The following is a 21,506-nucleotide window of genomic DNA, read 5'->3' on the forward strand; positions in this document are numbered from 1 at the left end:
TTGGGGCGAAGTAGCTCAAGCTAAAAAATAACAAAGGGTTGGCAATGCCAACCCTTTTTCGTTTGTGCTGATAGAGATTAACGTAAACTACGTCTCAATCAGCTTTATTTTTGCTCTTCGCGTTTAAATACTAACTCTGTTGGCGTCGATTCATCTTCCACAAAGTAGTAACCCGCCGTATCAAACTTAGTCAGGTCTGCCACGCTCTCAACACGGTTTTCAATGATGTAACGCGCCATCATACCGCGCGCTTTCTTCGCGTAAAAACTGATGACCTTGTATTGACCATTCTTACAATCTTTGAAAACTGGCGTGATCACTTGCGCATCTAAATTCTTTGGCTTAACCGCTTTAAAGTATTCATTTGATGCAAGGTTGATAAGGATATTATCACCTTGAGCAGAAATCGCTTCGTTAAGCTTGTCCGTAATAACATTGCCCCAAAACTGGTACAAGTTCGTACCTTTGTCGTTTGCAAGCTTGGTACCCATTTCAAGACGGTATGGCTGCATCAAATCAAGTGGTTTTAGTAAACCATAAAGACCCGATAGCATACGCAGATGATCTTGAGCATATTCGAAGTCCGCTTCAGATAAACTTTCGGCGTCTAGCCCTGTGTAAACGTCACCTTTAAATGCAAGAATGGCTTGTCGTGAGTTTTCAGTGGTAAACGTTTCACTCCACTCTTGGAATCGACCCACATTTAAATCGGCAATCTTGTCGCTCACTTTCATTAAAGAGGCAACATCAGCAGGAGTCAGTTTGCGGCAAACATCGATAAGCTCTTTTGAGTATTCGACCAACTCAGGTTGAGTAAATTTTTCTGTCGCTAACGGAGACTCGTAATCAAGAGTCTTCGCTGGAGAAACTACGATAAGCATGACTTTCCCTTCTCTAATTTTGTTTTTAATAGGGTACAAAAAAAGCCATGCATTGTCTGCATGGCTTTTTACATCGTACTAATAGCTTTCAACTATGAGTGATAGCTCACTTAGTCTTTTTTATCGTTGTACCAAATGCCTTCTTCAAGCTGAGATTTCAGCTCTGGGAAATCATTCGCATCAAATGTTGGCACTTTGCCTTCACCAAGCTGGCGGTTGTAATCTTTGGCCAGTTTAATCACGATGCCAGATAGCAAGATGATCGCCACCAAGTTGACTATCGCCATCAGACCCATAGAGACATCAGCAAGCGACCATACGACTGGTAACGAAGCTAGTGCACCAAACATCACCATACCAAGAACAATAACGCGGAAAATGCTTAAGCCCGCTTTATGATTGTGCTCTAGGAAGATTAAGTTCGTTTCAGCATACGAGTAGTTTGCAATGATTGAAGTAAACGCAAAGAAGAAGATTGCCACAGCAACAAAGATGCCGCCCCAATCGCCAACTTGTGAGCTCAATGCACGCTGAGTTAGCTCGATACCCGTCACTTCTGTTGCTTGACCGACATACTCACCAGACATCAGGATGATAGCCACTGTTGCAGAACAGATAACGATCGTATCCATGAACACGCCTAGCATCTGTACGTAACCTTGAGACGCTGGGTGTGGTGGGTAAGGTGTTGCTGAAGCTGCCGCGTTAGGTGCAGAACCCATACCTGCTTCATTCGAGAATAGACCGCGCTTGATACCGTTAATCATTGCCTGTGCAATTGCGTAGCCAAGACCACCTGCTGCTGCTTCTTGCAGACCAAATGCACTCTTAAAGATAAGCATCAATACATCAGGTAATTTCTCTAGGTTAGAGAACATGATGAACAGCGCTAGGGCTAGATAAAGTAGTGCCATGATCGGAACGATCATCTCAGCAACTCTTGCGATACGCTTGATGCCACCGAAAATAACAATTGCAGACAGTAAAACAACGGCAATACCGACATACAGGTTATTCCAACCAAATGCGTTGCTCATTGCATTGGCAATTGAGTTAGCTTGTACGGCGTTGAATACCAAACCAAAAGCGATGATTAGGAAAACTGAGAACAACACGCCCATCCAACGCATGCCCAGGCCTTTTTCCATGTAGTAGGCAGGGCCACCACGGTAGTTGCCATCATCATCTTTGGTTTTGTATAACTGCGCCAGTGTGCTCTCAGCAAACGATGTTGCCATACCAAGCATTGCAATCAGCCACATCCAGAAGATCGCACCAGGACCACCCGCAGTCAATGCAACTGCAACGCCCGCCATGTTACCTGTACCAACACGTGCAGCAAGACTAGTACAAAGCGCTTGGAAAGAGGAAATACCAGCTTTGTCTGCTTTACGGCTGTTCTTAAGAACAGAGAACATGTGGCCGAAATGGCGGAACTGAATGAACCCTAATCGAACGGTGAAGTAAATACCAACACCAACAAGAAGATAAACCAGAATCGAGCCCCAGAGGAGATCGTTCATCAAATTGATTAAGTCTGTCATGTGTACCTCAAAGTGAGTTGCGCCAGTCTATGCGTCCTAGCCATCCACCAAATTGCCTGCTAAGTGTCAAAGTGTGCTTAGCTTTTTAAGTAATGTTTATGGGCAATCTAGAATCGTAAACGTCGCTTCATGCATCCATTTTACGTACCAGCGTATTTTTTGACGGGCGGATAATGCAACCTAGGAGCGCAAAAATCAATATGCAACAACAAGAATAACATTGTTATTTTTCACTATAAAGTCACCAAAAAATAACATAAATAGAAGACTTAACACTCAAACTGCGCAACATTTCAATTACCAAACACCAACATAAATAATTATTCTTCATTAAATGGAATGGTAAACCGTATAAACAAGAACAAGCTAGTATTCACAAGGTGTTACATAAATTTACGCTAGTGACTTACCATCTAATTGAACACTATTTCATCAAACTGATTTTATGCAACTTTAACCTTTGCGCAGTGCACCCATTCATCAAATCGAATTAACATAGAAAATCTCTCTATTTAATCGTTTTCTTGAGATCGTTTGTGCATTTTTTATCCACATCGTTGCAATAAAAAGTGTGATTTTGAGAATATTTTTGCACGAAAATGTCATGCTACCGACACAAATGCGAAATATATCATGGTTATTCTCACGGCTATTGTGGTACTAAAAAAAACTCCACAAGGACTGGTTACAACAGTTTAGCTTAAGAAAGGTAAAGGTGGCTTATGGAAGGCTTTCAACTAGATGACATTTTTAATCTGGATACTACCTCAACAACCAAATCTCGTGCCAAACCAGTAAAGCGAAAGTGGCGTGAAATAGAAGAGATGAACGACAGACGCAATTTGCTTAAAGAGCTGCGCGAACTTGATGTCTGTACCGATTATAACTTGGAAGACATTAAACTCTAATTCAAACAAAAGGCACCTTACAGGTGCCTTTTGTTTTTTGTTTACAGTGACCGTAAACACCGTGAGTTTATGTACCAAGGTTTAAGTATGAATACCATTATTACTCAATGAGAATCTTCCGTACTTTTTGCCGAGAAATATGTACACTAAATTTTCGGTTGATTCCCAATAAATAAGAAATGTATCTCACAAACCCGAGAGACGGCTTTCGCTCGCTCAGGTTTCATCATTCAGTCTTAAACATATTCAGTATCACTTTGACGAACACGTTCGGCCAACTGCTTATAACGATCAGCAATCGTGTCACCAAACACAGGATCATCCTCACTGACGCTCCATAAGCTCTCGACATGCTGCCAATCTTCTGTGGTAAATAACTCTTCAATGAGAGGCAAAATTTTTCGCTCTTCTAGCTCCAAGTGGTGCCTTTGCGATTCTATGAAATCTTCTAGGTGAGCGACAAACATGTCTTGTGGCACAACAGCATCCTGAAGGATCATCTCTATCACGGATGAAAACTCTCTGGTTTTACTCGCTAACTCTAGATGTTCTTTCTCTAAATTTTCCATGGTTTGTTGCTTACCATAGTGTTCAAGAAAGTGGTGATAGAGGATATCTTCTTTCGGGTGGTGTACTTTCTCCGAATGATTAGAGAGGTAATCAACAATCTCGCTTACTAACGCATAGTTGATTACACGTTCTTTTTTTATCTCATTAAGCTTATGGCGCAGTATCGCCAACAGACGAACCATATAACCATGTTCGCGTCGAATTCTTTCGATCATCATAGCGTCTCTCCTTAACACCTACTTTTAGTAAGTGTACATGAGAAATTTACTATCAGCCTCGAGCGTGCTCAAAAAAACAGCGATCATACCATCCATGATCGCTGTCTCTTCATTTATACCGTTAATGGCAAATGCCAGTTAATTGGTGCTTTTTCTTGTGATGTAAGCAACTGGTTTGCTTGAGAGAAATGCTTACAACCGAAAAAGCCTCGATGTGCAGAAAGTGGCGATGGGTGTGGGGCAGCTAACACATGGTGCTTATTGCGATCGATAAAACGACCTTTCTTCTGCGCGTGTGACCCCCACAGCAAGAACACTACACCTTCTTGATGCTGATTAATGGCTTCAATCACTCGATCAGTAAACGTTTCCCAACCTGTCTTTGAATGTGAATGCGCTTTACCTTGCTCCACCGTTAATACCGTATTGAGTAACAATACGCCTTGTTCAGCCCAGCTTTGCAAAAAACCATGCTGAGGGATTTGGAAACCTTCAATATCTTGCGCCAGCTCTTTATACATATTAACCAGTGACGGTGGCGTTTTAATGCCAGGAAATACAGAGAAACACAGGCCATGCGCCTGATTTGGGCCGTGGTATGGGTCTTGTCCTAGAATCACGACCTTAACGTCTTTGAACTCGGTAAAACGAAACGCGTTAAAGACATCTTTTGCGGGAGGAAAAATAGCTTTGCCTGCGGCGCGTTCGGCTTCAACAAAATTCAAGGTGTCTACAAAGTAGCTCTGCTTTTTCTCTTCGCCGATCACATCGTGCCAAGTGGGTGACTGATTCATGGAAAGTTCCTGTCCTAAATTTTGCTTCTATTCTAACGAGCGAAACTCAAACAAACAAAAACTTACCACGAACTTGAGACAAGTAATAAAAGACTAATGCTTCTGTGGCGTTCGAAAATGCCCCTGTCCGGTAATGTGACGATTAGGCATCGGTAAGCGAAGCACGCGACGAGTGAAAGCATAAGGAGTAAAAGAGAGTGGTCGAGACATGTTGGCATCCTTCTTTGCTAATTCAGAGATTGATGTTCAATGACTAAGAAAGAAAGGTGCCAACTTTGTGGTTACGCCATTAACTGGCAATGGCCGCTAAATGGAATTGACGCAACGTGTTGATCTCTTGCTGCCAAATATCTGGATCAATTGTTTCCAAAATCAGAGGGATACCATCAAAACGAGGGTCTTTCGCGATGTACTCAAAGCAATCCCACCCGATCTCTCCTTTACCTAGCGAATGGTGGCGATCTACTTTGCTGGCAAACTCTACTTTTGAATCATTTAGATGCATTGCTCTTAAATAGTGCATACCTACGATACGGTCGAACTCTGCAAAGGTGCGCTCGCAATCTTCTTTTGTACGTAAGTCATAACCAGCCGTAAAGGTATGGCAGGTATCAATACAAACGCCGACACGATCTTTATCTTCCACTTGCTCGATGATTTCAGCAAGGTGCTCAAACTTCCAGCCTAAGTTAGTGCCTTGACCTGCCGTATTCTCGATAACAGCGATCACATTCGGCACCGCTTTATGCGCAAGATTGATCGACTCGGCGATCGTCGCGAGGCACTCCTGTTCAGAGACTTTCTTTAGGTGACTACCCGGATGGAAGTTAAGCAAAGTCAGCCCCAACTGATTACAACGCTCCATTTCATCAATAAATGCCGCGCGGGATTTATTCAGCTTTTCTTCTTCCGGCGCACCCAAGTTAATCAGATAAGAATCATGGGGAAGAATATGTTCTGCTCCGAAACCCAGCATTTTACAGTTCGCTTTAAACGCACTGATGGTTTTTGCTTCTAAAGGCTTCGCCACCCACTGGCGTTGGTTTTTTGTAAATAGTGCGAATGCATTCGCGCCAATTTCACGAGCTCTCAACGGAGCTTGATCGACCCCACCAGCAGCAGAGACATGTGCACCAATGAGTTTATTCCCAAGCTTGTTTTTCATGTTTGTCATTTAATCACTTTAGACTTTCAGTATTGCTACCTAAATACAGATAGTTGCGTTAACCAGTTTAAATTTTAATCTCAATTTGGAGTAAATTTACAACAAAACAAGTTATTAAATATTTTTTATATTATCAAATAAATTGTAATTAGTTTGTTTTCAAAGGTTTTATTGATTTAACTCAATAAAATCACCTTAATAAAAATAATGTTTTTGGTTGTTTCTTGACTTAAATCAATATTAAAATAGTGGATATTAGCTATATAATACTCAGCTCAACGAAAATTCGAAAATTAACACCAATAATCACCACGTAAGTGGTCTAGGAGATAGTGATGATCCAAGGTATCCAAATTACAAAAGCGGCAAACGACGACCTACTAAACTCTATCTGGCTATTAGATAGCGAAAAAAATGAAGCTCGTTGTGTTGCTGCAACTGCTGGCTACGAAGCAGACCAAGTTATCGCAATCAGCGACCTAGGTGAATACGAAAGCCGTGAAGTTGCAATCGAAACTGCTCCTCGTATCGAAGGCGGCCAACACCTAAACGTGAACGTGCTTAAACGCGAAACACTAGAAGATGCAGTTGCACACCCAGAGAAATACCCACAACTAACTATTCGTGTTTCTGGTTACGCAGTACGTTTTAACTCGCTAACTCCAGAGCAACAACGTGATGTAATCGCTCGTACTTTTACTGAGACTCTATAATCTCTCAGTAAACTAGCTCGCTAGAATTTAAAAAGCTTGGTCAGCAATGACCAAGCTTTTTTGTTTCAGAATCCTTCTAACCCCTTTCTATAATGGAAAGCAACTCGCCTCTAAGGTGCATTTCTTTGCGAAGGATCTTTCTGAAACGCTTGCGCTACAGAGGTTGGATCAAGCCTATCTCTTTGCAGTGACGCCCCTTCTGCCCACCAAATCAATTGATGCATAGTGCGATTCATATAGTTGTCCCACTGCGTCTGCTCCGACTCATCCGCAGCAACGCCCTGTTCATCAAAGACTTCTTGCGCTTTCGGAATGTGGATCATCGCAGAGACAGGTAGACATCCAAGTTCAGATAAGAAGGTACGCATCGACACTGCAGCACGAGCGCCACCCCATTGCCCTGCAGAGTAGGTCACGATAGCACTCGGCTTGTAAGAAAACAGCGAACTGCCGAAATGGTTAAGCATGTTCGCCAAGGCAGGACTCATCGAATGGTTATATTCCGGGCTAACCATCACATACCCATCCGCATGTTTGATTTTGTCTGCTAGCTCACTTAGGTGCTGCGGAACTTTAGAGCGGTGATAAGCAAACTCGGGCTTAAACACATCACCAAAGTCGTAATTCAAAGGGTCGATGATTTCGACCGTATGTTGCGAATGTTGACTCGCGATGAGTTTTTCACACGCTTTACTGACTCGCATTCCTAAACGGGCTGGTCGTGGTGGCGTGCTGTCTCTCACTGAGCCAAGAAAAATCAAAAAATGCATGCTTCTCTTTCCATCTCATTTAGTTAAGTTCGTTTCTCAATCATAAAGAGAGTCAAAACTTACCAACAATAAAAAAGGTGAATGATTACTCATTCACCTCTCGTTATTTCTGTTTTTGATACTTACTATACTTTGAAGCTTACTGCACGCGGCGCAGTACTTGTTTCAATGCGTCAAAGTCTGCGTCGAGCTCTTCCGATAGCAGCTCCATCGCAGCGTGCTTCGCTAGTGGCGCAGGAAGCTCGATATCGGATTCTAGAATATCATCCACGACTTCTTTGAACTTCGCAGGGTGAGCAGTACATAGGAACAGACCGGTTTCACCGTCTTGCAATTGTTCTTCAAGCACTCGGTAAGCAATCGCACCATGCGGTTCGCATAGGTAGCCTAGAGCATGTAAATCTTTCACTGACTGTGCGCTTTGCTCATCAGATACTGCGCCTTTACCTAACGTCTCCAAGCCCCACTCTTTCACGCGGCACAGCTCTTCAATACGAGGCCAGTTGTTTGGTTGGCTCACGTCCATCGCGTTCGATGTTGTTGCGACTGTTGGTTTTGGCTCCCACTTACCTGTTTCTAGGTAGCGAGGAACAGTGTCATTGGCATTAGTTGCCGCGATAAAGCGTTTGATAGGCAAGCCCAGCGCTTTTGCCAGTAGACCAGCAGTTAGGTTACCAAAGTTACCACTTGGTACTGATACCACTAGGTTTTCACGCTCTTGCTTGCTCATTTGCGCAGCTGCTTCAAAGTAGTAACAGATTTGCGCCATCAAACGGCTGATGTTGATTGAGTTTGCAGAGTTCAGACCGATCTCTTCACGCAGTGCAGAATCATCAAAAGCTTGCTTAACCAGTGCCTGACACGCATCGAAGTCTCCATCGATCGCGACAGTATGGATGTTCTTACCAAGCGTACAGAATAGCTTCTCTTGCAGTGGGCTGATCTTACCTTTCGGGTAAAGAATCACAACGTTGATGTCTTCCATACCGTAGAAAGCATGCGCAACGGCTGCGCCAGTATCGCCGGAAGTTGCAGTCAGAATAGTGATCTTGCCGCCGTCCGAAACCGCAGCAAGAGATTGCGCCATAAAGCGACCACCAAAGTCTTTAAATGCAAGCGTTGGACCATGGAACAGTTCCAGAGCGTAAACACCGTCTTTGACCTGATTAATTGGCGCAGGGAATTGGAATGCAGCATCAACAAGAGCATTCACTTGCTCCTCTGTAAGTTCATCTCCAATTAACGCCGATAGAATCTTAGTGCTACGAGAGACAAAGTCTTCTGCAAGCAGCGCATCGATATCTTCAAATTTTGGTAATTCCGATGGGAAAAATAGGCCTTGATTGCGACCTAACCCTTGGCGAACGGCTTGGCCAAAGGAAACTTGTTCATCATTTTCTTTTATATTGTAAAGCTTCATAGCTCACTTCCTGTTACTTTCGAACCCTGCTTATCTAGACGACAAACGTGGACGAATCCTTCTTCGTTTTGTACGTAGTTTTGTTCTAACCAGCGAGCAACTCGCTCAGCGACATCTTTCTCTTTGCAAATACTGAACAGTGTCGGACCACTGCCAGAAATACCGGTTGCCAATGCACCCGCAGACGCTGCGTATTGACGTGCATTCGCAAAACCTGGAAGCAGTTTCTCACGATACGGTTCTGCGATCACGTCTTTGATCATTTTTGCAGCAAGTTCTGGCTGACCAGAATGACACGCATGAATAAAGCCCGCAAGGTGGCGACCATGAGCGATGATATCTTGTCGGCGGTATTGAGATGGTAGGATCTCACGCGCTTCCGCCGTTGATACCTTGATACCCGGATACGCCATCACCCAGTACCAATCATCAAAGCAAGGCACTTCTTGACTGATGATACCCAACTCTTCAAGCATCAGTTGCACACCACCAAGGTAACATGGCGCAACGTTGTCGTAGTGAATACCACCAGAGATCTTGCCTTCCATCTCTCCCATCAGCGCTAGTAATTCTGTCTCGTTAAGTGGCTGTCCATGGAATCGGTTCAATGCATCTAATGCAGCAACGATAGAACATGCACTTGAGCCTAAACCAGAGCCAATTGGCATGTTCTTTTCTAGCGTCATCTCAAGTGGTTTTAGCTCAACGCCTTTTTTGTCTAACTCACGAGCAAACACAAGCCAACAGTCGTAAACGATGTTCTCTTTTGGTTCAGTTGGCAATTTCTCAACAAAATCACCCGCCGTTTTAAGGCTGAACGGATCAGCCCCAGATTTCACCAATACACGGTCACCCAATAGTGTACCATCCACTGGAGACACGGCAGCCCCCAGCACATCAAAGCCAACGCTTACATTACCAATTGATGCTGGGGCATAAACCACTACATCCATATCACTTGAACTCATTATTGTTATACCCCTAGTTTCCAACCTAAAGTACGCATCACGTCAGAAAATACACCCGCAGCCGTTACTTCGGTGCCTGCACCATAGCCACGTAACACTAGTGGGATTGGCTGATAGTAACGGCTGTAAAATGCCAGTGCGTTTTCACCGTCCTTGATTTTATACATTGGATCGTTTTCATCCACCGCTGCGATGCTTACTGTGCACTTGCCCTCATTAATCTCACCAACGTAGCGCAGTACTTTGCCTTCTTCTGCTGCCTTTGCAGATAATTCTTTAAAGTAAGCGTCTGCTTCAGGTAAACGCGCCATAAATTCATCAACGCTACCAGAATCATCAAAACCTGGTGGCAGTGCTTGATCAACCACAACGTCTTCTAGTTCTAGAGACATGCCTGCTTCACGAGCCAGGATCAGAAGCTTACGCGCAACATCCATACCAGAAAGGTCATCACGAGGATCCGGTTCAGTAAAACCATTTTCTTTTGCGATATTAGTTGCTTCACTTAGGCTCATACCTTCATCTAACTTACCGAAGATGTATGACAGAGAGCCAGAAAGAATACCGCTGAAGCGCTCTAGCTCATCACCCGCTGAGATTAGGTTTTGCAGGTTTTCGATTACCGGTAGACCCGCCCCCACAGTTGTTTCGTACATCAGCTTGCGACGAGAGCTGCGCGCAACATCGCGAAGCTGATGGTAGTAAGCCATGCTTGCTGTATTTGCTTTTTTATTTGGTGTAACGACATGGAAACCAGCAGCTAGGAAATCAGCGTATTGATTCGCAATATCTTCACTTGATGTACAGTCAACCAATACTGGGTTGATGATGTGGTTACGTTGAACCAAAGAAATCAAACGCGCTAGGCTGAACTCTTCTGTCGCTGCCGACATACGATCACGCCAATGATCGAGTGGCAGACCTTCACTATCAAGCAGAAGACCTTTGCTGTTTGCCAAGCCACACACGCGAATAACGATGCCTTTTTCCGCAAGCTTCGCCTGTTGACGCTCGATCTGATCCACCAGCTCACCACCAACGCCACCAATACCAACCACGAATACGTCTAAGAAGTGCTTAGAGTTGAATAGGTTTTCGTGACACGCTTTGATCGCTTCAGAGATTTTATCTTCAGGAATCACGGCTGAGATAGCACGCTCAGATGAGCCCTGTGCGATGGCTACAATGTTTACGTTCACTTCAGCAAGAGATGAGAAGAAGCGAGATGCAACACCGCGCGATGTACGCATGCCGTCACCAACCAACGTTATGATTGAAACATTATCAATAAACTCGACCGGCTCTAATAAGCTATCTTTCAGTTCCAACTCAAACGCATCGGCCAGTACTTGTTGCGCTTTTGCTTTATCTTCTGCCTCAATACAGAAGCTAATGCTGTACTCAGAAGAAGACTGAGTAATAAGAACAATAGACACACCAGCGGAAGACATTGCGCCAAATACGCGGCTTGCCATGCCAACCATACCCTTCATACCTGGGCCGGAGACGTTAACCATAGTTAGGTCGTTTAGCGTCGTGATACCTTTGATCGCCAGATTGTCTTCACCAGTGTCTTGCCCAATCAAAGTTCCTGCACCTTGTGGGTTAAAGCTGTTTTTGATCAGACATGGGATGTGGAACTGTGCGATTGGGGCGATGGTTTTCGGGTGCAGAACGGAAGCACCGAAGTAAGAAAGCTCCATCGCTTCTTGATAGCTAAGAGATTTAAGTAGGCGAGCATCTTCGACTAAGCGAGGGTCACAGTTGTACACACCATCTACGTCTGTCCAGATCTCACAGCAATCTGCGCGCAGACACGCCGCAAGAACCGCCGCCGAATAATCAGAGCCATTGCGACCAAGTGTTACCAATTCACCTTTCTCGTTACCTGCGGTAAAGCCAGGCATGATATTCACATGGCCCAGAGGAAGAGGGTTTTGGCGGAAGTTTTGCGTTGAAACATCTACATCGACCATGGCTTCAAGGTGATCACCTTTTGCGTATAGGTATTCAACTGGGTCGATAAGATGTGCAGGCTGGCCTTTGGCTTCTAACACCGCTTTCATCAATTGAATCGAAACGCGTTCGCCTTTGCTAATAATACGTGCATTAACATTGTTTGGGCACATGCCAAGAAGATTGATGCCATGAACGAATTGGCGTAATTGAGAGAGAGAAGTTTTCACTTGGTTATCGAAAGCTGAACCATCGATATTGGGTAGTACTGCTTGGACTTGAGTGAAGAGCGTTTTAAACGACTCCTCCAACTCTTTGATTTGTAGTTCTGCTTCACCATTGCGCAATGCGCCTTCAATGACCGCAACCAATTTGTTTGTTGTTTTACCAGGAGCGGAAAGAACAACCGCCACTTCTTCTTGTTGAGCGTTATTGGCAATAATGTCTGCCGCTCTCAAAAAGCGATCTGCATCAGCTAGTGATGATCCGCCAAACTTCAATACTCGCATCCCTTCCTCCGGTATATCTTCTTAAATTTGTCTAAATTCTGGATAAAAAAGCATAAAAAAAGGCCTGTATCTTGTTGGATACAGGCCTTTTTTGTGAATTTCTTTCGCTCAGCAGCCTGCCCCAACATGTGTCGTGTCGGTAATAATAATGGTCGTGGTCATTACTACTAGGCTGTTAGATGGCATAAATAAATATTCAACGTTAATTGTGTTTGCTTAACTCTACGTTTACCGAGTTTCTGATACATAGTCAACAAAAAATTGTTTGTTTTTCCATCTTTCAGAGAATTCTGCTAAGCAATGTCATTGATATTTATAGTTAATTACACATTATTGATCATTTAAAAATCTACAGTTAGTTTTTGTAAAGGACTTAACCATCATCACCAGTTCGGTTTTTTATCTAATAACTAGTCTGATCTTTGCCATAAAACGTACGATCAAATAATTCGAGAGGGTTGTGACACATAACAACAACTTAACTGTGACTTATGTTCATAGGATCGAATTATTTAGAAAATAGGTGAGCTAGCTTTCATATTCTATGCTTTAATAGTGAGAAGCTTTGGGCGCATACTAATAAAAAAGTTGACACAAGGAGTGGTGAACATGAAAAGAGGGCTTTTTCTGTTGCTGTTTTTTGTGCCTGGTGTTTGTCTAGCAAACGAGCTTCCGCCGCTTCCAGGTAAAACATCCCCTTCTCCTCATAAACTATTCATTTCCAGCGACAGTTATCAGTCTGACAGTTTTGATGTTTGGAATATCGATACGGGTTACGCTTACGAACTTTTTGATTCGGTAGACGTTTATGTCGGTGCGCGAGTCAATAACTCTCCTACCAAAAATCAAAGTGGTTTTTTGAGTGGGATCAGCTATCACTTTAATGATCGTGTCACGCTGAAAAGTACAGTTCGCTCTTACAAGAACGAAACAGCGGAAGGTATTCGCCAAGACGACAGTAGCCTCGCGGCTGAAGTATCAAGTCGCGTAAAAATTACCGATAAACTGGATCTTCACGCGACTCTTGATTACCAAGATTGGCAACAAGGCTTTGAGGTTGGTTTAGGCTTTCGTTTTTAGAAGTCCAGCTTTTGCTTAGAAATCAACACACCGTTCCAGTCCGCGTAAACGTAGTGCTTAGGTTGAACGATTTGGTTTTGCATCGTTAAGGTTACGTTTACCTCTCCTATCCCGCGTTTCTCTGTTTTAAACGGGTTAGTTCCAAGAGCTTGAACGCCAATGTCCATTTGAGATATTTGTGCTACGTCGCGTATTGCACCATAGACAATGATACCTTCCCACCCATTTTCTATTCCGAGTATCGCTAATTGATCGCCGAGTAATGCTCTCTGACACGATCCATGTCCGTCAACAATCAATACTTTACCCGTTCCATCTTCGCCCAGTACTTCACGCACTTTCGAGTTATCGTGATAGCAGCGCACCGTAACGATTTCACCGTAAAAAGCGCTACGTTGACCAAAGTTCTGCAATGGTAAAGTAAGCAAGCTCACTTGGTCTTCAAATTGGTCACAAATATCGGGTGTAATGTCTCTCATATTTCCTCCGTGAATTTTCTCACCCAAGCGGTGCTTCAGTGAGCAGTATCCTTTTCTATACCTTCTATACGAGCCGAGGTTTAATGGAGCCTAACGTATGAAAAACTTTCGGCTGCGAGCACGCAATAAGATAAAGTTGGTCATTAATGACGTAATAAATCGCGTTTTGTTGAAAGTCACTCGCCAATTCAACGGCTACCTCTGGCGACAACTCGACGGCAAAGCTTTCCTCATACCATGTAAAAGCGCTATCACCTACCGTGACAGGCGCGTAATTAACGTGCTGTAGCTGTTTTTCTAACGCGTGATTGTTTATGCTGTTCTCTTCTTTGGACCTCAAGTTACTGTATGGGTTCCAAGCGGTTATCACAGCATAGTTTGAAACACGCCACTCGGCTTCGAATCTGAAAAAAGATTCTGAATAAGCATTCCATAACGATGCGTCTATGTTCTTATTACTTTTTTCTATCATAAGTCTTAAACGATTAATAACAGTTACATTTCATCAATTGATATAAATCAACAAACTGAATGGAATTAACATTTGAGCATTGTTAGCATGCTGTTAACAATATAAAATCCGCTCAATATCTTAGGGTGTTTACGTTTCAGGCCCCACTGAAAGCAGGAAATGAAAGGTAAACAAGCCCTTTAGAATAAACGTCGCCATTGGATACTGGTGAGTTGGCAAAATTCCATGGAGGGCGGATAACTGAAAGAAGTGTTTTTTTGATCAACTTGATTTATTATCAAAATCACATTACCTGTATGTTATATTTTTGCCTAGAATTTATTCTATTAGCACAATTTTGTCACAAATTTAGGTACCGCCAATGCAAACCCCGCAGATTCTTATCGTTGAAGATGAGCAAGTAACTCGTAACACTCTTAAGAGTATTTTTGAAGCAGAGGGATACGCTGTTTTTGAAGCCAGTGACGGTGAAGAGATGCACCAAGTGTTGTCTGATAACTCAGTCAACTTGGTTATTATGGACATTAATCTTCCAGGCAAGAATGGCCTTCTACTAGCGCGTGAATTACGCGAGCAAGCGAACATTGCTTTAATGTTCCTGACAGGCCGTGACAATGAAGTAGACAAGATCCTAGGTCTTGAGATTGGTGCAGATGACTACATCACTAAACCATTCAACCCACGTGAACTAACTATTCGTGCACGTAACCTACTTAGTCGCTCAATGAGCTCTAACGCGGTGCAAGAAGAGAAGCGCTCGGTAGAAAAGTATGAATTCAACGGTTGGGTACTAGACATCAACAGCCGCTCTCTAGTAAGCCCTGCTGGTGATAGCTACAAGCTACCTCGCTCTGAGTTCCGCGCATTACTGCACTTCTGTGAGAACCCGGGTAAGATTCAAACTCGTGCAGATCTTCTTAAGAAGATGACTGGTCGTGAACTTAAGCCACACGACCGTACTGTAGACGTAACGATTCGTCGTATCCGTAAGCACTTTGAGTCTGTTTCAGGTACGCCAGAAATCATCGCCACTATCCACGGCGAAGGTTACCGCTTCTGTGGCGATCTAGAAGACTAGATTTAACCGCTAATATGCAAAGGGCTTGCTCATTGAGCAAGCCCTTTTTGTTTTAGGTCTAACGACTAATGCAACATCATTGCGGTTAATAAACCTTGTTAATCTTCACGTACTTTTCGACTAACCAACGCTGTTTACCCGCATCGTCTAGAAGCACTGCGATATCAACCGATTTTTCTGTGTTCACATCAATGTGAGACGAGAACGCCACCTCCCATCGGCTTTCACTGTGCGTTCGAGTATCTAAAGACGCACTGTCCACCAACCACTCTTTTTGCCCCTGTTTAATAATAAGAGCTTCTGCCGTTAGATTTGCAGGAAGTAACTGATCTCCTTCGAGGTAAAGTGCACCTTGAATACTTTGCTCTTCCACGTCCCCAATATTCGGCATGAGGTTCACCCATAAATTACTTTTGAGCTCAACATTAACCTCATTAATCGTAATCTGACTGTTTTGTTGCCAATTCACATTTGGAACGGAACTACAGCCTGCCATCAATGCCATGGCTAATGCCAATGGTGCGATTCTTTTCATGTTATTTCCTTTGTTCCAACCAACTTTTGAGGACTTGAATATCGTTTTGGTATTCATTTTTGATCTCTTCAACCCAGTCTGAAATGTTTTCCCACCATGCTGGCATATCGGGCGATTGCGCTTTTTGCGCCACACTTTGGATACGTTTCAGGCCAATTGAACCTGCAGCACCTTTGATTTTATGCGCTTCAGAAACAATCCCATCTTGATCTTTCGCTGTCATGTTCGAATCTAAGACATCGATATAGTCTGGCATCATATCTTCAAACATTTTTATGCTGTCGTAGACAGGTTTTGCACCAACAATGTCGACGTAAGACTCTAACATATCCATATCGAGCAAATGTGTCTCAATCACAGGAGAAGGCACTGGCTCTTCCACTGTTTCGGGACCGCTCACCACTTCCTTAGGTTGTTCTAACTGGTGAGCGAAGAATTTATCAATCACTGACTGAATAGCATTCACTGCCAGCGGCTTACTGATCGCATCATCCATGCCGTTATCTAAGTATTCACGACGATCTTTCATTACATTAGCAGTTAAGGCGACCAATGGAGGAAGATTGTTATAATGCTTGCGGTAATAATTGGCGACATCAAAGCCCGTCATATCAGGCAGTTGGATATCCAACAACGCTAAGTCGTATTTTTCTGGCACAAAGTTCACTAACGCTTCTTGGCCCGTCATTGCCACGGTGACAGAGTGCCCTAGGCTCTCTAGTAACGATTTAGCCACAGTTACGTTAAGCTCGATGTCTTCGACCATAAATATGTTGAGGCGCACATTGTCGCGTTTCGCATCAATGACTGGCTCAGCTAGTTCAACAATCGGAACGTGGATCGATACAGTAAAAGTGCTACCAAAGCCTTCCTCACTGGTAACCGTAATGTCACCATCCATCATATTGATCAGTTGCTTAGATACCGCCAAACCAATACCTGTACCGACCGCATGCAGGTTGTCCTTGCCTGATTTCACTTGGTAGTACATCGCAAAGATCTTATCTAGCTCTTCGTCTGGAATACCAATACCTGTGTCTTCCACTTCCATAATAATGGTCGCAAAATCGTCTTCGACATCCGCGCTCACTGTCATCACAACGCCACCTTCTTTGGTGAACTTCATTGCGTTGCTGACCAAGTTCCAAATCACCTGACGTAGACGGGTTGCATCCACTTCAATTGCTTTTGGCAAGTCGCTTAAACGTTCTAAGTCAAAGCGTAACCCTTTTTGTTCCGCCATCAGAGCAGAGATACTCTCAATCTCTGCGACGAAGTCTTCGAAGTTAAGTGGCGCAGGTAATAGTTCTAACTTACGGCGATCAAATTTATCCATATCGATAATATCGTTGAAGATGTTACCTAGCGTAATCGCACTCACATTGATGGTCTGCATGTGTTTACGCTGCTCTTCTGTCAACGGACTATCTAGAAGCATACGACTTAAGCCTACAATGCCATTCAGCGGCGTTCGCAGCTCATGACTGATGGTTGAGATAAAGGTAGTTTTGTCGCGGCTTGCTTTCTCTAACGACTCTTCATGGCGCTTACGTTCAGTGATATCACGACCGAACCCAACGAGACCAAGGTGGCGGCCATCTTTGCTGTAAAATGGCACTTTACGAAGCTCAAAGTAATGCTTGCGACCATCTGGGTATTCGAGCCATTGCTCGTAAGTAATCGCTTGATTATCGGCAAAAACCTTTTGGTCAGTATCAACGATATGCTCGGCGATTTCTTTGCTATACACATCCCAAGGGCTTAATCCGACTAACTGGTGCTCTTTCTTGCCCGTTAGCTCTTCCATCGCGCGGTTACAGCCAGAGAAAACACCATCCGCATTGCGGTAGTAAATTAAGTCTGGTGAGGCATCAATAAATGAACGCAGTAATGCGGTACGTTCTGCCAACTCTAATTGAGTACGTTCGCGTTGGAACACCTCATTTTCGAGGTCTTGCATCGCCTCTTCACGTGCTTCTTCCGCTTTAATACGCTCTTCAATTTCTTGGTTAAGCTTTTCAATGTTTTGTTGAAGTTGGTAATTCAGCTCTTGATCTCGCGAACGCATGTCCTTCAGTTTGGACACCAGCTTAGTTAAACGCTGGCGAGACTCTTCTAGTTGATCGACAACCACAGAGAGGAAGTAAACCGCCCAAGGGGTGATCAATAGACCAAAAAACACCGAACGGACAATGTCGATATCATCTACTCGCCCTTTAAGAGCTAAAGTAATCCCTACCTGCACCACAACAGCTAATGCCACCAGCGCAAGGGCTAGCAAAATAGAGAAGCGAACAATCCCCAGTTTGACTAGCAAGTCGACATAATACTGGGCGAGATTTTTCATGGGTTTCATTAACTACTCCATGGTGGTGGCTAGATAGCGCCATTCGATGATGAAAAACAGGTAAATGCACTCGACCTAACGCAATTTAGGTCTGTTTGATTAGTGAAAAACACACGGTGCGATCTGCGCTTGTGACACGAGATAGAAAGATAAACCAACGAGCACACAGGCTTCTGTAATTTTAACGTGTTTAATACGGTGATTTAAACAATCAGCTATCAACTTAGAGCAAGCGGTCACAAAGCGTTAGCAAGAACTGGGGTGAATACAGGTGCGATTACGTCCATCAGCTTTAGCTTGATATAACGCACTGTCAGCCATAGCGATGCCCATTTCGGGTTCATCACCATGCTGAGGAATGTAAGAGACCAGACCGATACTGACGGTAAGGCGTTCAGATGCTTCTGAACTGTCGTGTTCCATATCAAGCTGTAGAATTTTCTCATGAATACGCTGTGCTACGTTGCGCGCACCTTCCGTGGTGGTATTCGGCAAGATAAAACCAAACTCCTCGCCACCATAACGCGCAACACAATCCGAAGAACGATTGATGACTTGTGTAAACACGGTAGCAACACTGACTAACGCTTCATCACCTTGTTGGTGACCGTAACAGTCGTTGTAATCTTTGAAAAAGTCGATGTCACATAACATGATGGTGAGCGGCAGCTTTTCTCTAGCATGGTGGTACCACAATACCTGCAGTTGTTCATCGAAACGGCGTCGGTTCGATACTTGAGTTAAGCTATCCATAAAGCTCAATTTTTCTAACTCTAGGTTGGCTTTTTCCAACTTTTGTTCTGCAAGATAACGCTCAGAAATATCACGCGCCATGATCAGCACACCATTCGTTCCTGATGCTTTATCTTTAAAAGGCGATTTCACCACATCAAACCACGTACTTTTACCATCACTACTCACGACTTTATCTATGTATCGAACTGGCTCTAACTGGCGTAATGCTTCTAAGTCACTGTCTGCTAAGCGCGCGTACATCTCTTTAGGAATCACGTCTTGGAGGCGCTTACCTATCAAATCAGAAATTTTTGAAATTCCTAACGCCTTAACAAAAGGCTGATTACACGCTTGATAGACCATGTTCTCATTGAAAATACCAATAGAGTCCGGACTGGCATCCAGAATCGTTTGTAAGATAGTATCTCTTTGCGCTAGCGCCACCTCTGTATCTTTGCGACGCTCCATTTCATCTCGCAGATTCTGTTGCATCTTGTGCCATTCAGTCACGTCATGACTAATAGACAGCGTACCGATAAGCTCACCACTCGGCGAAACAAGAGAGTTTTGATTGACTTCCAGTAAGCAACTTCGACCTTGTGGATCCGTTGTCCATTTACGTTCGCTTTTTCTGGTCATCTCACCCAAGGTCTTGGATGCGCAAGCTTCTTCCCTTCGCCCTTGCCAGAATTGATCAAATGCTCGATTGGTCGTTAACAGATTGCCTTGGCGGTCTTGGGTACAAATCAGCTCTGAAAGTGAGTCTAATGCCGAACGTGCGATGATTAATTGTGCAAGTTCTTGTTGCTGCTCTTGGTGAGTGGCTTGATATGGCTGAGCATAAAGAATCCAAACTCGATGATTGCGCAATAAACTCTTTCTGCCTGACAGCTCCACTTTAATAGATTCACTATCAGATAGTCGCCAGTCAAAAGCCTGCTGACGAAAATGACGACTAGAGAAGCGATCGAGAAACTGCTCAAGCTCATGAATATCGAATAAAGCAGGATACAAATACCCCGTTCCCAAAGAGCGAATGCCTAATAACTGCATCGCAGCCTGGTTAGATAGCAAGAGCTGAGCATGGCTAGTGTCCACCACTATGACTGGATAGGGAGAATCCGTTACTAGTTGCTTAAGTGACGTCTGAAAGTGCAAATAGATCAGTGCTAACGCGCACACGCCTGCGATTAACAACAAGACGACATAGCCATAACCGCCTTGACCACCCCAAAGCCAATTGAGTAACTGATCCATCGTTTAAACCTTCAAAGAACACTGGTTAAAATATATCAGTTATTTATTGAGCGATCTGCTATTAATTCCGGTTTAGTATAGATAAAGGTATTCCCCGTAAGACTCCCTTGAGCACCATGAGCACTGAGATCTCGACCAATTTCCGTCATCGCTAGCCAACGGTTTTCACACCACAGAGGCGATAATAACGTGGGCCTCCTGGCTGCTGATGAAACGCGATGATAAATCACATCTGGTGGTGTCATACGAATCATTTCACTGGCGATCGCAACATATTCTTCTAATTCAGGGGCTTCTAGCTTTCCAGCACGCCAAGCTTTCGCCATGGTGCTACCTTCGACAATATGCAAGCCATGTAACTTGATGCCATCCGTTCCCACGGCCAACACTTTTTGCAGCGTTTCAATATTTTCGGCGCGGGTTTCTTTGGGTAAACCCACAATTAAGTGAGTACAAACCTTGATTCCGAGTGTTCGAGCACGCTTAGTGATTTCGGCATAACACTCAAAGTCATGACCACGATTGATACGTTTGAGGGTGTCGTTGTTGGCGGTTTGAAGACCTAGTTCTAGCCAAATTTCATAACCTTGCTGTACATAGCCCGACAGTAAATCCAATACCGCATCAGGGACGCAATCAGGACGCGTCCCCACACAAAGACCAACCATGTCTGCAGCCTTTAGTGCTTCCTCATACATGTTTTTGAGAACTTGTACTTCTGCATAGGTACTGGTGTAGGCCTGAAAATAAGCGAGATACTTCTTCGCTCTGTGAATTTCACCTGCGCGATCTTTTAACTGTTCGTGAATGCTTTTTATCTGGACTTCTTCATCTGCAAACGAAGCCACATTGCAAAATGTACATCCTCCCCGCCCAATCGTGCCATCGCGGTTAGGGCAACTAAATCCACCGTGCAATGTTAACTTATGAACCTTTTCACCGTATCGACGCTGAAGATCTTGGCCGATTGTATTGACCAACTCATGTAACTGCATAAATTCTCACCAACAATAAATCGTAATCAATCTCACTACGATCTGTGTAAATAAATTACATCCCTGCAAGAAAAAACACACAATATTAATCAATTCAAACACCCATCATGCA

At 43.8% G+C, this 21,506-nt stretch carries 20 protein-coding genes and 1 other annotated feature; of the genes, 4 read left to right on the forward strand and 16 right to left on the reverse strand.

The window, feature by feature from the left end; genetic code table 11:
* Positions 1–104: 104 nt before the first annotated feature.
* Positions 105–881 (reverse strand): peroxide stress protein YaaA, encoded by a 777-nt coding sequence (gene yaaA, locus R8N46_RS13400; protein WP_318098444.1) that lies wholly within the window; start codon positions 879–881, stop codon positions 105–107.
* Positions 882–991: 110 nt separating this feature from the next.
* Positions 992–2,425: an alanine/glycine:cation symporter family protein gene (locus R8N46_RS13405; protein WP_005381800.1), complete on the reverse strand. Its 1,434-nt coding sequence runs from the start codon at positions 2,423–2,425 to the stop codon at positions 992–994.
* Between the two features lie 722 nt (positions 2,426–3,147).
* Here R8N46_RS13405 and R8N46_RS13410 point away from each other — a divergent pair.
* The gene (locus R8N46_RS13410) at positions 3,148–3,333 is read left to right on the forward strand and encodes a DUF3545 family protein (protein ID WP_005381805.1); all 186 of its coding nucleotides are present in this window, start codon (positions 3,148–3,150) and stop codon (positions 3,331–3,333) included.
* Between the two features lie 236 nt (positions 3,334–3,569).
* On the opposite strand, the gene R8N46_RS13415 is transcribed toward R8N46_RS13410, so the two are convergent.
* From R8N46_RS13415 to nfo, 3 genes are all read right to left on the reverse strand, one after another.
* A complete protein-coding gene (locus R8N46_RS13415) occupies positions 3,570–4,121 on the reverse strand; it encodes a hemerythrin domain-containing protein (RefSeq protein ID WP_005381807.1) in 552 nt (183 codons plus the stop codon).
* Positions 4,122–4,234: 113 nt separating this feature from the next.
* Entirely contained in the window at positions 4,235–4,915 is a 681-nt protein-coding gene (gene ung, locus R8N46_RS13420; RefSeq protein ID WP_213972407.1) for a uracil-DNA glycosylase, read from the reverse strand.
* A 289-nt stretch (positions 4,916–5,204) separates the two neighbouring features.
* Entirely contained in the window at positions 5,205–6,089 is an 885-nt protein-coding gene (nfo, locus tag R8N46_RS13425) for a deoxyribonuclease IV (RefSeq protein ID WP_005382844.1), read from the reverse strand.
* Positions 6,090–6,415: 326 nt separating this feature from the next.
* Here nfo and grcA point away from each other — a divergent pair, with 326 nt between their 5' ends.
* On the forward strand, positions 6,416–6,793 hold the full coding sequence (gene grcA, locus R8N46_RS13430) for an autonomous glycyl radical cofactor GrcA (protein ID WP_005381814.1): 378 nt from the start codon (positions 6,416–6,418) through the stop codon (positions 6,791–6,793).
* 110 nt (positions 6,794–6,903) lie between these two features.
* Here grcA and R8N46_RS13435 read toward each other — a convergent pair whose 3' ends face one another.
* The 5 genes from R8N46_RS13435 to thrL form a co-directional block, all read right to left on the reverse strand.
* Entirely contained in the window at positions 6,904–7,563 is a 660-nt protein-coding gene (locus R8N46_RS13435) for an NADPH-dependent FMN reductase (RefSeq protein WP_005382842.1), read from the reverse strand.
* Positions 7,564–7,702: 139 nt separating this feature from the next.
* Positions 7,703–8,983, reverse strand: a complete 1,281-nt coding sequence (gene thrC / locus R8N46_RS13440; RefSeq protein WP_005381818.1) for a threonine synthase — start codon at positions 8,981–8,983, stop codon at positions 7,703–7,705.
* Positions 8,980–9,936, reverse strand: a complete 957-nt coding sequence (gene thrB / locus R8N46_RS13445) for a homoserine kinase (protein ID WP_017635074.1) — start codon at positions 9,934–9,936, stop codon at positions 8,980–8,982. The genes thrC and thrB overlap by 4 nt, the downstream gene beginning before the upstream one ends.
* Positions 9,937–9,956: 20 nt before the next feature.
* Complete coding sequence (gene thrA, locus R8N46_RS13450) at positions 9,957–12,416, reverse strand: bifunctional aspartate kinase/homoserine dehydrogenase I (protein WP_005381820.1); 2,460 nt, start codon at positions 12,414–12,416, stop codon at positions 9,957–9,959.
* 53 nt (positions 12,417–12,469) lie between these two features.
* Positions 12,470–12,589, reverse strand: a sequence feature (Thr leader region).
* Positions 12,525–12,602 carry a thr operon leader peptide gene (gene thrL, locus R8N46_RS13455; protein WP_074192076.1) on the reverse strand — a complete coding sequence of 26 codons (78 nt, stop codon included), beginning with the start codon at positions 12,600–12,602 and terminating at the stop codon, positions 12,525–12,527. Its footprint overlaps the feature before it by 65 nt.
* Positions 12,603–13,025: 423 nt before the next feature.
* Between thrL and R8N46_RS13460 the strand changes: the two genes are divergently transcribed.
* Positions 13,026–13,496 carry a hypothetical protein gene (locus R8N46_RS13460; RefSeq protein ID WP_005381821.1) on the forward strand — a complete coding sequence of 157 codons (471 nt, stop codon included), beginning with the start codon at positions 13,026–13,028 and terminating at the stop codon, positions 13,494–13,496.
* Here R8N46_RS13460 and R8N46_RS13465 read toward each other — a convergent pair.
* Positions 13,493–13,975, reverse strand: a complete 483-nt coding sequence (locus R8N46_RS13465) for a putative 4-hydroxy-4-methyl-2-oxoglutarate aldolase (RefSeq protein ID WP_005381822.1) — start codon at positions 13,973–13,975, stop codon at positions 13,493–13,495. The two genes, R8N46_RS13460 and R8N46_RS13465, sit on opposite strands and share 4 nt — an antisense overlap.
* A 64-nt stretch (positions 13,976–14,039) precedes the next feature.
* Positions 14,040–14,447, reverse strand: a complete 408-nt coding sequence (locus R8N46_RS13470; RefSeq protein WP_005381823.1) for a DUF3293 domain-containing protein — start codon at positions 14,445–14,447, stop codon at positions 14,040–14,042.
* Positions 14,448–14,808: 361 nt separating this feature from the next.
* Between R8N46_RS13470 and arcA the strand changes: the two genes are divergently transcribed.
* On the forward strand, positions 14,809–15,525 hold the full coding sequence (arcA, locus tag R8N46_RS13475) for a two-component system response regulator ArcA (protein WP_005381824.1): 717 nt from the start codon (positions 14,809–14,811) through the stop codon (positions 15,523–15,525).
* Positions 15,526–15,610: 85 nt separating this feature from the next.
* Here arcA and R8N46_RS13480 read toward each other — a convergent pair whose 3' ends face one another.
* From R8N46_RS13480 to R8N46_RS13495, 4 genes are all read right to left on the reverse strand, one after another.
* Positions 15,611–16,060 carry a hypothetical protein gene (locus tag R8N46_RS13480; protein ID WP_005381825.1) on the reverse strand — a complete coding sequence of 150 codons (450 nt, stop codon included), beginning with the start codon at positions 16,058–16,060 and terminating at the stop codon, positions 15,611–15,613.
* Between the two features lies 1 nt (position 16,061).
* Complete coding sequence (gene arcB, locus R8N46_RS13485; RefSeq protein ID WP_005381826.1) at positions 16,062–18,416, reverse strand: aerobic respiration two-component sensor histidine kinase ArcB; 2,355 nt, start codon at positions 18,414–18,416, stop codon at positions 16,062–16,064.
* Between the two features lie 237 nt (positions 18,417–18,653).
* Positions 18,654–20,399 (reverse strand): GGDEF domain-containing protein, encoded by a 1,746-nt coding sequence (locus R8N46_RS13490; protein ID WP_033906101.1) that lies wholly within the window; start codon positions 20,397–20,399, stop codon positions 18,654–18,656.
* Between the two features lie 35 nt (positions 20,400–20,434).
* Positions 20,435–21,394 carry a TIGR01212 family radical SAM protein gene (locus R8N46_RS13495; protein WP_017633631.1) on the reverse strand — a complete coding sequence of 320 codons (960 nt, stop codon included), beginning with the start codon at positions 21,392–21,394 and terminating at the stop codon, positions 20,435–20,437.
* Between the last annotated feature and the right edge of the window lie 112 nt (positions 21,395–21,506).

Source organism: Vibrio sp. 1874 (assembly GCF_033344395.1).
Taxonomy (GTDB): domain Bacteria; phylum Pseudomonadota; class Gammaproteobacteria; order Enterobacterales; family Vibrionaceae; genus Vibrio; species Vibrio alginolyticus.

Bases quoted from the DNA above. Each gene is read 5' to 3' on its own strand.
- R8N46_RS13465 (WP_005381822.1), bottom strand. From the start codon at position 13,975: ATGAGAGACATTACACCCGATATTTGTGACCAATTTGAAGACCAAGTG.
- R8N46_RS13415 (WP_005381807.1), bottom strand. From the start codon at position 4,121: ATGATGATCGAAAGAATTCGACGCGAACATGGTTATATGGTTCGTCTG.
- R8N46_RS13495 (WP_017633631.1), bottom strand. From the start codon at position 21,394: ATGCAGTTACATGAGTTGGTCAATACAATCGGCCAAGATCTTCAGCGT.
- R8N46_RS13410 (WP_005381805.1), top strand. From the start codon at position 3,148: ATGGAAGGCTTTCAACTAGATGACATTTTTAATCTGGATACTACCTCA.
- ung (WP_213972407.1), bottom strand. From the start codon at position 4,915: ATGAATCAGTCACCCACTTGGCACGATGTGATCGGCGAAGAGAAAAAG.
- yaaA (WP_318098444.1), bottom strand. From the start codon at position 881: ATGCTTATCGTAGTTTCTCCAGCGAAGACTCTTGATTACGAGTCTCCG.
- thrL (WP_074192076.1), bottom strand. From the start codon at position 12,602: ATGCCATCTAACAGCCTAGTAGTAATGACCACGACCATTATTATTACC.
- R8N46_RS13480 (WP_005381825.1), bottom strand. From the start codon at position 16,060: ATGAAAAGAATCGCACCATTGGCATTAGCCATGGCATTGATGGCAGGC.
- R8N46_RS13435 (WP_005382842.1), bottom strand. From the start codon at position 7,563: ATGCATTTTTTGATTTTTCTTGGCTCAGTGAGAGACAGCACGCCACCA.
- nfo (WP_005382844.1), bottom strand. From the start codon at position 6,089: ATGACAAACATGAAAAACAAGCTTGGGAATAAACTCATTGGTGCACAT.
- R8N46_RS13470 (WP_005381823.1), bottom strand. From the start codon at position 14,447: ATGATAGAAAAAAGTAATAAGAACATAGACGCATCGTTATGGAATGCT.
- grcA (WP_005381814.1), top strand. From the start codon at position 6,416: ATGATCCAAGGTATCCAAATTACAAAAGCGGCAAACGACGACCTACTA.
- R8N46_RS13405 (WP_005381800.1), bottom strand. From the start codon at position 2,425: ATGACAGACTTAATCAATTTGATGAACGATCTCCTCTGGGGCTCGATT.
- thrA (WP_005381820.1), bottom strand. From the start codon at position 12,416: ATGCGAGTATTGAAGTTTGGCGGATCATCACTAGCTGATGCAGATCGC.
- arcA (WP_005381824.1), top strand. From the start codon at position 14,809: ATGCAAACCCCGCAGATTCTTATCGTTGAAGATGAGCAAGTAACTCGT.
- R8N46_RS13490 (WP_033906101.1), bottom strand. From the start codon at position 20,399: ATGGATCAGTTACTCAATTGGCTTTGGGGTGGTCAAGGCGGTTATGGC.
- thrB (WP_017635074.1), bottom strand. From the start codon at position 9,936: ATGGATGTAGTGGTTTATGCCCCAGCATCAATTGGTAATGTAAGCGTT.
- R8N46_RS13460 (WP_005381821.1), top strand. From the start codon at position 13,026: ATGAAAAGAGGGCTTTTTCTGTTGCTGTTTTTTGTGCCTGGTGTTTGT.
- arcB (WP_005381826.1), bottom strand. From the start codon at position 18,416: ATGAAACCCATGAAAAATCTCGCCCAGTATTATGTCGACTTGCTAGTC.
- thrC (WP_005381818.1), bottom strand. From the start codon at position 8,983: ATGAAGCTTTACAATATAAAAGAAAATGATGAACAAGTTTCCTTTGGC.